Origin of the sequence: Chitinophaga sancti, assembly GCF_034087045.1 — a bacterium.
Taxonomy (GTDB): Bacteria; Bacteroidota; Bacteroidia; order Chitinophagales; family Chitinophagaceae; genus Chitinophaga; species Chitinophaga sancti_B.
The window spans coordinates 5,642,511-5,654,432 of the sequence record NZ_CP139247.1; the positions used below are offsets into that span (position 1 = coordinate 5,642,511).

At 43.7% G+C, this 11,922-nt stretch carries 6 protein-coding genes; all 6 read right to left on the bottom strand.

Annotation, left to right across the window (positions count from 1 at the left end; genetic code table 11):
- Positions 1-78: 78 nt before the first annotated feature.
- Positions 79-2,457: a right-handed parallel beta-helix repeat-containing protein gene (locus SIO70_RS22855; RefSeq protein ID WP_320574638.1), complete on the bottom strand. Its 2,379-nt coding sequence runs from the start codon at positions 2,455-2,457 to the stop codon at positions 79-81.
- 39 nt (positions 2,458-2,496) lie between these two features.
- On the bottom strand, positions 2,497-4,953 hold the full coding sequence (galA, locus tag SIO70_RS22860; protein ID WP_320574640.1) for a beta-galactosidase GalA: 2,457 nt from the start codon (positions 4,951-4,953) through the stop codon (positions 2,497-2,499).
- Positions 4,954-5,063: 110 nt separating this feature from the next.
- Positions 5,064-5,741: a sugar-binding domain-containing protein gene (locus SIO70_RS22865; protein WP_320574642.1), complete on the bottom strand. Its 678-nt coding sequence runs from the start codon at positions 5,739-5,741 to the stop codon at positions 5,064-5,066.
- A gap of 60 nt (positions 5,742-5,801) precedes the next feature.
- Positions 5,802-7,892, bottom strand: a complete 2,091-nt coding sequence (locus tag SIO70_RS22870; protein WP_320574644.1) for a discoidin domain-containing protein — start codon at positions 7,890-7,892, stop codon at positions 5,802-5,804.
- A gap of 17 nt (positions 7,893-7,909) precedes the next feature.
- Positions 7,910-10,228 carry an RICIN domain-containing protein gene (locus SIO70_RS22875; RefSeq protein ID WP_320574646.1) on the bottom strand — a complete coding sequence of 773 codons (2,319 nt, stop codon included), beginning with the start codon at positions 10,226-10,228 and terminating at the stop codon, positions 7,910-7,912.
- Between the two features lie 96 nt (positions 10,229-10,324).
- Positions 10,325-11,917, bottom strand: coding sequence for a GH39 family glycosyl hydrolase (locus SIO70_RS22880; RefSeq protein ID WP_320574648.1), 1,593 nt, complete (start codon positions 11,915-11,917; stop codon positions 10,325-10,327).
- Positions 11,918-11,922 lie beyond the last annotated feature (5 nt).

Genomic DNA, 11,922 nt, shown 5'->3' on the forward strand with positions numbered 1-11,922 from the left:
TTTATAAGAAAAGAAATTAGGTTTTAGAGAAGGTAATATATTTTTTTAGTCAACAAATATTGCGGGATAATATTATTTTCAATTTGGTTTGTTACTATCCTTCAAATTAATATTCTTCCTGATTTCTTTCTGATTTCTAAAAATTGCAATGTCAGTACTTGTACCAACCCCCATCCTGGCTTCGCTTAGATCCCGGACATTGTCAATTCTTTTCCCATTCAAAAAGAGAATGACATCATTGGGCTGTAGGAATTTTGCTGCGGTTGTACCTTGCATAACCGATACGACCAACGCTCCCCTTGTTTCATCCATACCCGTGGCAGACCGCTCTCCCAGCGTGCGCAGGGTCTTTACCTTCGCGCCCATAAATTCAATGGCTTCATCCCCATCCGCATAATTTAGTGTTACAAGTGTCGGCAGGGGAATCTTTTTTGCCAGTGCCTTCAGTTTAAGAGAAACAACGCCAAAACTATCCATTGGAAAGTTTTTAAACCCTATTTCAAAAGCCTTTGAACTTTCCTTTAGCCTGAAATCGCCTTGTTGTGGCTGCTGAAAATCAAGCGGTACGCATACAGAATGTCTATCTGTACCCCTTTCCCAGGCAGCTTTCAGCGACATTGAATCCGGAAAGACATTATAGTCGACCTCCTGCCCCCATTCCTTAATGCCAATAGGCAGGTAACCGGTAGCAACAACATTATGTTTAAAAACATCGTTGCTGTTTTCAAACCACACATGCGGATGAAAGGTGTTATTAACCATAATATTATTTTCTACTACCCGGTTCACGCCTTCTCTAAGTTTTATGCCGCCGTTTAGACAAAGATTATCATAGATCCGGTAATTGCTGGAGCCATCGTCCAGATCTATATCCCAACCGTGATCGCAACGCATGCGGTTATGATGAAGCAAAATAGGGTCTACTACATCCAGTAATACAAGATCAAAGTTGGTAGCCACAATAGCGTCAAGTTTCTTTTTATCAGGGTGCCAGTACCGATCCCGTCCCCAGGAATTAAAAGAGCCATGATCGCCGCTTTCTTTAACTGTATTGAATACATCATTATAGGCGATCTCATGTCCACCCCAGGTTCCTTCACTAACATTTATACCGGCGCGCGGCACATCATAAATGGTGTTATGGCTTGCCGTAATATGTCTGCACATTGACAGCTCAATGCCGGCTGATTGTTTTTCAACAATACCAAGGTTAAACAAGAGGTTATTGTATACTCTGCATGATGCCGGATAATTATTGGTGCGGGGCCCAGGCGAGCGGTCCATCTCTTCCGATGGAACAAATTCGTTATACTCAAAGCTGGGTGAACGTACCGCTGCTGGGTCGCCCACAAAACATACAGCGCTGGCGCCAATATCGGAAATCAAACAGCCGGCGACCTCGCAATCCCGGTTATAATTGTTAAAGAAGATAGCATTGCCACCTACATCCCTGACTACACAGTCATCTATCGCGCAATGAATCGCTCCGGTAAGGAGAACGGCACCTCCGCGATAAATAGTCCAATCACTTCGCAACAATGGTTCTTTGTTCTCCATGAAAGTGCGCAATGTATGCATTAGCGTAAGTCCGCTAATTCGAATATTCTTCACTGGCGCAGCTTCGGTTCCTTTGAATTCAATGAGATGACGAATACGAGGTGTTTCAAATGTTGCGGTCTTTATATCAAGCCCTTCTGGTGGATAATAATATAACAAACCGATTTTCTTATCGTAGTACCATTCCCCGGGTGAATCGAGTTCCTCAAAAATGTTCTCTACAAAACGGTGGACGGGATGCATACCCATACGCCTGTTATTCTGCCACCCGCCTTCAAGTATAAGTTCGCCGAGGCTATCCTTCCCTTTGATCAGATAATGAAAATCACCCCATTCTGAACGGTGGAGCGCATGTACATAACCTCCACCAGGGTTTTGCCAACGGGCAGTTCGTTCCTTACTTAAAGCATCGGCTGCAGTACCGCCCAGGAAGCGGGCGGACGAGTCATAATTAGGATAACGGGCCATATGCTGCAAGCGACGATTAACGAATAGCTGGTCAAAAATAAGGCCTGGCCCAACCCTGGTTTGCCAAACACCACCTTTATATTTGCTCCACTGAAGGTTTTTCAGCCGTACTCCCCCGCTGATAGTGACCGTTTCATTTTCAACATTGGTTATGGTGAGGGTTTCATCATCTCGCCTGGAATCCTCCGGTGTAAAAACAATAGGGCTTTCCAGGTAATAAGTACCGCCAAAAAGCCTGATGATCACTTGCCCCTGAGTTGTCCGAGCCGCTGCAAGGGCTTTCGTAACAGACAGAAATGGCTGCTGTGAGGTTCCTGCATTAGTATCGCTGCCATTGGATGAAACATAAAAAGTGGTTTGTGAAAGAGCACATACCGGCAATACAAAAATCATTGCATAAAGTATAACAACCATTTTGTTCGTTTTAATCATCACTATGTCTCTTTAACAGTTTTTATTAGAATTATAGAACTATTGCACCTTTATGATAACTGTCGATCCCGCGAGCGTTTCTGAAATGGCCTTTAAGCGTATTTCTCCTGCGGCTTTACCTGATTGCACCAATACCTGGCAATAGCCGTTGAAAGCTCTTCGCTGGTTTGTATTCTCAGGGTCGTGGCAGCTTGGATCTCCATTACCGGTTCCAATAATCTTGCCGGGTCCTTCAACAAAAAATTGAACATAATTATTAGCTGTAGGTACCACCCTTCCGCTGCTATCTCTAATGGCAACATTTACAACCGCAACATCACAGCCATCAGCCTTTAAATAATCTACATCGCTTGCCAATGTTAATTTTTCGGGAGCAGTAGTTGTTTCTATTAGCTGACTGGCTACTTGCTGACCGCTATTGTAGCCCCTTGCCTCCAGCCTCCCGGGTCGATAAACTACTTCCCACTCAAAATATTCAAATGGTTCGGTTTTCTTCCTACCCACACTTTCCCCGTTAACAAATAACGATACTTCTTCACAATTGCTGTATCCCCTGATCTTCATTTTTTGTCCTACTTTCCCTGGCCAGTTCCAATGTGGGAAGACATGTATCAAAGGCGTATCTGTCCATGCAGCTTTGTAGGCATAATATCCGTCTTTCGGAAAACCGCATACATCCATAATACCAAAATGGGAGCTGACACAGGGCCACCCATAGGGAGTGGGCTCTCCCCGGTAGTCAAATCCAGTCCATACAAAAGTGCCACTTAGGAACGGGTACTGAACAATGTGTTTCCAATCCTGACCAGGTTGCAGGCCCCATCCTATCCCCAATCCAAAGTTGGAAACATAACCTAACCCTCCATTATCTTCATATTCGCCCCGGGTGGAAACATAGCTGGTCGACTCTGTAACAAACATTTTACGCCTGGGATATTGAAGATGATCTTTCACATACTGCATTCCCCTCTGACCATAATTATAGCCTACTACATCCAGCACATCGCTATATCCACCTTCATTCCAACCATGGTTCATTGCAGCCGTCACCTGTCGGGTATCATCTAACTCATGAGCTACTTCCACAAGTGATTCAAGTATTCTTCTCCCTGTTACATTACCTTCCAGGGACTCCTCATTTTCCAGGCTCCACATAAATACGGAAGGATGATTACGGTCGCGGAGGATCATAGTTTTTAAATCCTCTTTCCCTTGTGCACTTGATGACAATAACCGGTTTTCATCTAATACCAACATGCCGATGCTATCACAGATATCCAGTAGCTCAGGTGTAGGCGGATGATGAGCGCAACGGTAGCCATTACTACCCATTTCTTTTAAAAGCTTCAGCTTATACGCGTTAATTTTATCAGGCAATGCCACACCCACACCAGCAAAATCCTGGTGATTGGCGGTGCCTTTTATAGGATAAAGCTTTCCATTAAGAAAAAAGCCGTTAGTGGTAACCTCAACTGTTCTTATGCCAAACGTGGTTTCATAATTATCAACGGCAATGCCATTTTCAACAATTTCAGTTTTCACTTTGTAAAGAGAGGGTGTTTCCGGTGACCACAGTTGTGGTCTTACCACATTAGCCTGCTGCTCTACAGTTAGCTTATTGTGTTTTGGTATTGACAAGGAGCTGCTTTGAGTGCTCAGCACCGTTCCGTTTTTAGCCAATATCCTTGAAATGAGCGTAAATTTTCTATCGACATTATCATCATTTTGCAACGTGGTCCCGATACTCACCGTTGCTTTCTGAGTGGTAACAATGGGCGTTGTAATATGAGTACCATACTGGTCAACATGCAGTTTCCCCCTTTTAGTCAGCCAAACATGCCTGTAAATACCACAGCCCTCATACCACCATCCTTCAAAATCTGTTGCATCCACTTTCACCAGTATTACATTCTTTCCTTCCCTCCCGTATCGCAGCACATCTGTAAGATCGTAAGTGGAAGGTAGGTAACCACTTTCATGATGGCCCATAAGATGACCATTCACCCAAACAGTACTGTTCCGGAAAATACCATCAAAATCAATTGAGATCATCTTTCCTTCATCTCCTTCCGGTATCTCAAACTCTTTCCTGTAAAAGCCTATCCCTGTCGGCCGGTAACCATTCCCGGCAGGCTGACTGCCAATGTTATCATCGTGTACAAAGGGCTCGCCCACCAACCAGTCGTGTGGCAGGTTTATATTCATCCAGTCGCCAGGCTTATAATCCGCCACCTTATTCTTATCGGTATAAGCAATAACGGCTTCCTCTCCTGTCACTACTTTTACATTAGCATCACTTAAGCCTCCCTGCTTTCCGGCTTTTACAGCACGCTTTATAGCAATGTCGCCTTTGTGAAACTGCCAGTCTTCATCAAAATTTATCCTCGCCCTTTTTACAGGAGTCCCCTCCGATAGATGCTGTGCTGACAGGTAAAAATTACCTGTTAAAGTCAATATAATTACCCCAGTTGCAAAAACAAGAAATCTGTAAATCATAAATCTAATTCTAAAATTATTGTCCTCATAAACACAGGTGTGATTCTCCCCACCCTGGCAAGCGGATAAAATCCACCAGATTAATATTGTAATGTCACAGCCTCAAAAAATTAAAGTGCCCTGATGCTTACATTACCCCATTGTGCCACATGTACAGGTTCTGTCACCATCATCCAAACATGGCGATAAATACCGGAACCACTATACCACCGGCTATTTATCTGTTGAGAATTGTCTACCCTGACTGATATGACATTATCCTCCCCAAACACAAGATAAGGTGAAAGGTCGTAACTAAACGAAGTATAACCGTACGGATAAATCCCCAGCGATTTCCCATTAATAAAAACCTCTGCGTTCATATATACACCTTCGAAATAAATGGAAATGTGTTTGCCTTCCCATTCGCCGGGAACAGGAAAGGTTTTCCGGTACCAACCAATACCGGCAGGAAAATAGCCGCCTGCTCCTCCGGTTGGATTTTTGGGGTTTATCGTTCCTTCAATGCTCCAATCGTGCGGTAAACTGAGGCTTCGCCAATCTTTGTCATTGAAGTCATTTTTTGAAGCCTCCGGTATATCGCCTAAAAAAAACTTCCAGCCATCATCAAATAATTGCTTTCGTTGAATACCTCCGGAAGAGCTGGTACCCTTTACCGGAATACCGATACTCTTTTGCAAAAGCAAATTATCATTCCCAGTCGCAGGTAAAGAAATCCGGGCAGAACATATTGACTGATAAAAAATCGCTACCGCTAAAAACACTGCTAGTCTTACTATCTTTTTCATTCGTTACAATCCTTGTAAATTTTATCGGATCGAAGTTACAGTTATACGGCAGGTGATTAACTATTTTGTGATCACGTCTACTTCCGCATATCCGGCATCATTATTACCATTCACCTCACGCACTGCACGGAGTTTTATATAACGGGCATTTATTGGTGTAAAGCTTCTCGTTTGCCACAATGGGTTGTTTTTTATGTTTGGAAACTCTCCTTCATCTACCTGCTTCCACGCCTTATTATCGGGCGAAACAAAAAATTGATATTTTGCAATTGCCCCCGTGGTGTTTCCCTGGTCTGGCAGATATTTGAACCCACATAGCTTTTGTTCCTCTCCTAAATCGAGAACCAGATCAACAGGCATTTTTTCATCCTTACTTTGATGCCACGCAGTAGATGGATTTCCATCCAGGATCAGGTTTGCCTTTTCATCGGCTAATCCGACAATTCTCCAGTTCTTCCGGGAAATATCAAATTTTTCCTTGGACACTGGACTACTTTTACCTGTAGCTGGTTCATAAGCAATAGCACTTATTTCCATTTTACCCTCTGACAGAAAGGGATCAGTGTATTTTTTTGATTTTGAAGTAGGCTGCTCACCAGCCAGTGTGTAGTAAATAACCGACTCCATATCCGCCGGAGTGATGGTTACTTCACCAGATTGATTTCTGGTAATAGCAGGAGCAGCAAGGATTTGCGGTGCATTGTAAATGCCGATACTGGAAATGACAGGGCAGCTTTTCGAACCAGTAATATTCAACCGAACCGCTGTTGCCTTAATCGCCGGAAAACGAAGGATACGCTTATACCCGATGGTGGTAGCTTTTGCTAGCTGCACCCAATGTCCATCAACAAGGCCCTCTACAGTAAAGGATTTCACGCGTTGTCCTAACCGGATATATTCCTGTACCAGGAAACGGTTGAACGTGGTTGGTTTACCAAAATCTATCGTTAGCGACGCGTTAGTCACATCATCATCAGTGGCCCAATAGGTATCGTTGCTATTATCAACAGACTTATCGGGGCCAAACTCATTGGCATTTCCGCGAACATTGGTGGCACTCGCCTTCTTATTTGCAGCCAGGTTCACGGCAAATGCTTCCTTGACAGCCCTGGCCAATCCGAGCGCTGCTTTTTCATCGTTTGGATGAATCAGCCCATTGGGCATGATCGGGAAATTAAGCAGTAATGTACCATTGCGTCCTATGGAATTATAGTAAGTTTCCATTAATTGCGGCACCGTTTTTACCTGGCCATCTTCATGTGGATGATAGAACCATTCTGGTCTGATGGAAGTATTGACTTCGGCGGGCACCCAGGAATCCCCATTTTCCAGACCATGATGCAGCATATTCCATTCCACCTCGCCTTTGGCATTTAGCAAACTCCAGTTCGTTTCGCCCACCAGGCCACCTTCAGTACCTACCCAGCGTAGATCGGCCCTGTCACCACCGTCATTCCATATTACGCAGTCAGGTTGTAGCCTGCGGATCAGCTTATAAGTATTCTGCCAGTCATAATAGGTAGTGCGGTCAATTGTGCGTGTTTCATTAGCACCGCCATAGTATCCTGAACCACCATTGGCGCCGTCAAACCATACTTCGAAAATCGGTCCGTAATTAGTGAGGAGTTCTGTCAGCTGATTCCGGAAGTAAGTGATATACTCCGGCTTTCCATAATCGGGGCTATTTCTATCCCAGGGGGATAGATAGATACCCAGTTTTAAGCCGTATTCTTTACAGGCATCAGCCAATTCACGCACCACATCGCCATGGCCATTTTTCCATGGCGCATTTTTCACAGAATACTCCGTGTATTTAGACGGCCAGAGACAAAAACCGCAGTGATGCTTTACGGTAAGTATAATTCCTTTCATACCTGCATCCCTGCATATCCGGGCCCATTGGCGGCAATCCAGTTTCAACGGATTAAATAACTTTACATCCTCATTGCCAAATCCCCAGGATTGATCCGTATAAGTATTTAAGGAGAAATGGACAAAAGCATAATATTTCATCTCCTGCCATCTCATTTGATTTTCCGTTGGTACCGGGCCATATGGATCCGGAGCCTTTTTCTGGGCATAGTTATTACTACCTGAACACAAGAAGAAAGCGACTCCACAAAGCCAATATTTCATCATACGAATAATCATATCAATATTATTTTGGACTAATTTATCTTAACAACCTTGAATGTTTTTACCCATTTTGCGGCTTCTACCCGAATTATATATGTACCGGTTTTCAAGGAAGCGCCCATGGACATCAGGCTTGAAACCGAAGTACGTTTAACCGTTTCAAGCTGCCTGCCTGCAAGGTCGCATATAATAATACGTTTTACTTCCTCAGTTTTGTCAATCGCTATATTAAAAGTTGACGTGAAAGGATTTGGGTATAATGACACATGATGGTTGGTTGACTCATGTGCCTGCTGCAATGATAAAGAATCCGTAGCTGTTGATTTCCGGGCCTGAGCAACAGTCCCTATTGACCATAACTGATTATTACTGCTGCTTTCTGACCATTGCCCTGCATCAGCGCCGTTGGTATTCTGGCCCAGGCCGTCCAGGTATAATCCGGTAGCACGATTCTTCAGCTTGATATAACTTCCTGATGTAACCTGCTGCCATTGCTGGTTATAGCTGTTACTACTGCTCCATTGTCCTGCTATAGAGCCATTGGATGTTCTGCCCATGCCATCAAGATACAGGCCGGAAGCACGGTTTTTAATCCTTACATAGCCATCGTTAGTTTCCAGGGTCCATTGCTGTGCATCACTGCCGCTGTTACTCCATTGCCCCACATTGGATCCATCGGAGTACCTGTACATACCATCCATCAGTAATCCGGTGGTACGGTTTGCCAGCGTCACGTACGTAACAGGAACAGTGGCTTTATGCAGCAGAATTGCCGTTGTAGAAAGAGCCGGCACAGTGATGGTAATTGAATTTGAGTTTGCGGCTACGGTATTTTGTTGAAGGGCATTTTGCGTGTGCGATACAAAACTTTCCGTGGCCGGTAAAGATGACAACTGTAATGTCTGGTAGTTTCCATTGGCAACATCGAAATTGCTTAAATTGATGGTAACGGTGCGGGAATTAGTCCTATCACGGTTTACCAGTATCACGGTTAAAGAGTCGGCATTTTCATTTACAGAAGAGTAAGCAGATACCGTATTTTCGAGAGAGGAAGTACTTGAAACACTATATTTCTTTGCATTCCTGCTAAAGAGGTGTAATGTTTCCCACATGCCAACAGACCAGTTCCAGGGAGAAAAGAATTCAACGCCATTGTTGGCAAATGTACCAAGATGCGAAGCATATATTACAGATTCAAGGCTTGGGTTACTGCTTGACATGGTCCCCCATTCGCTTATACCACATGTGATGCCATGGTTCGCGCCAAAATGTTCGGTCAACCAGCCCTCGATACGCTTGAAAATATATTGTTTTGTCAATGAGGCATCCCATCCGCCAGTGAGTGTTTTAATACCATTTGAACCCGGATAGTCATATGTTGTATCATAATAAATCCTGTGCCCCTGCAGTGCCGCATCGTCATCGCTATTATACCAGGGATAGTTGTGAATATCTACTACATCAACCAGCTTGATACCGGTTGCCTTATACTCATCTCCAAGGCGTTTTATAAAATACTCAAGCCAGCAATAATACCTGCCATTTACGTAAATACTTTCATTTGACCATTTGTACCATTGCCATTCCGAAGTGGTAACAGGTCCGCAGAGCTTAATACCAGGATATAAAGCTTTGGCTTTTTTTGCCAGTGTAATGTAGTTATCCATAAAAGTTGCGGCAGATATCTGCGTTGGCATGGCATAATCATGGGTACCACTCCAGATATCTACTTCATTATCCATATTCCAATATAAAAATTTATTTTTGTTTAGTCCTAAACCATTGGTCCCAAACCAGTGATTAAGGATTCCCACAGAAGAGTCGGCAGGCCATAACTGTGTAAATAAATTAATATCGCCTTCTACCAAAGCCTTACCGGAAGGGTCCTGCGTATTGGGTACACCTCCGCCGGCTAAATTCTGACCAACCCCAGCCCAATACTGAGACTGGTTGTAAGCCCAATCATCGAAGTTGTTATTGGTGTTGGATGCCGCTCTACCCAGTAATTGAAAGGCAAACATACCCTGTATATCAGGATAATTGGCTGCAATGTTTTGTGCATATGCATCCCAATCAGTTCCATACACATTATTATACCAGTCCGGATGGACCGTAATTTTTTTACGCCAGTTATAACATGTTGCGTTATTACCTCCGTTCATACGGGCAAAACGTAAACCAGCGTCTTTATAAAATTGTACCGATTTATCAAAGCCTTCGTTTCGGCCATATATGTATGGAGAAATCAAGCGTTTGTTTTGAGTTGAATTAATTGAGATAGTAACATTTTGTGCAATGGCGGTATAAAGTATAACGTGGCACAACAAAAGCAATATGGTTTTCTTACTCATTGTTTTGTTTTTACTAATTGTTTGCAATAGAATTTTCACCCAATAGTTCTGCCGCCGTATCAACCTGGAACGGCGCGTCGTTTAATACCTATATCATTAAAGTTTGATCATATTTAAAAAGAAAACATCGTTCTCACGCATCTCCAATTCTTTTGTAAAAGGGACACCTGCTTTTACAGCAATAATTTCCCTGGTAACGGGCGAACCATCGTTTTGCTTCTTTATTTGTTCTACTTCCTGTCTGTTTAGCTGTGCCGGCTTTCCCATGGCGAGATAACTGGAATATGCATCATTGCTATGATAGCCAACTTTATATATTTCGAGTGCATACGTCCCATCAGGCACATTTACAATATTTACCTTCAGTTTTCCTTTTGATTTTGAAGGAAGATCGCGGATATAATATTGCTGATTATGTACAGAATCGCCTGGATGAGTATTGGTAAAATCCCAGGCCAGCGCCTGGATATTTCCTGTGGAATCCCTGCATACCCAGGAAGTGGAATCGTTATTGACCAATTCAATACTTCCCAGCCTGTTCATAAACTGGTAGGCATAGAACACCGGTTTGTTGATTCCCTGAGTGTTCAGCATACCGAAACCACCGTGAAACGGCGTAAAACGTGGTCCTGGCTCTTCGAAAATGTCAGTAAATACCCAATATGACATTGAATTGGCCGCCTTACCCACCTGCTTTATTTTTTGTAGTACATAGGCAGCTTCATGATAGCTGTCGTGGATAGGATCGGCCGGGGTATAAGAAGCGCTCCATTCAGTGTAATGAAGCTCCAGGTGAGGCATAGTGGAACTGTCAATTTCCTTCCGCGATTGAAGTACATCACCGCTAACGCTCATGGGATTTTTATCAAGAACGGTACCTGAGTTCCCAAATTCATCGAGATATCCCTGCTTTACGCCATAGGCGTGGGTGCTGATGAAATCTATCGGCACATTATTTTTTCCACAATAGGCAATCATTTCAGGCTCCCAGGCAGCTCCGGCTGTACCCGGGCCACCTACGCGATAAGAGGAATTAACGCTTTTAATAGCCTTCGCGCTGTAGGTATATAATTTGAAGTAGTCTTCCTGTGTTCCCGCCCAGAAACCATCCAGGTTAGGCTCGTTCCAGACTTCGAAATACCAGGTTTTTACTTCCTCAGCGCCATAACGTTCCGTAAAATGCCTGGTAAGATCCCTGACCAATGCTGCCCATTTTTCGTAGTCCTTTGGCGGGGTTACATTACCCCGCCACCAGAAGATAGTTTTGGACCCGCTGGCCAGCGCAGCAGGCATAAAGCCTAACTCAACAAAGGGCTTCATGCCTATGCTATGTAAAAAGTCGAATAAAACATCAATGTACATATAGTTGTACATCGGGTTGCCCTTACTGTCGACAGTATAAACCGCCATGTCGTCTGTCAACAGTCCATGCATACGGATATACCTGAAACCGCATTCTTTTCTTACATAGGCAAGCTGCTGCTGCCAGTCTGCCCGAAGTCCTTCGTTCGCGCGGCCTGCGCCAACACAGTCATTAAACATCGTGTTCAGTTTTCCCGATGTTTTGTTGAAATCAATATTGATAACCCTGTCCGGGATGATTGGCGGTTGCTGTTTTTTTGTTTGAGCAACCAATATGTCAGAAATGGTTAAAAGCAGTAGTGTCAATAGTAATGTAATTCCTTTCATTTTAT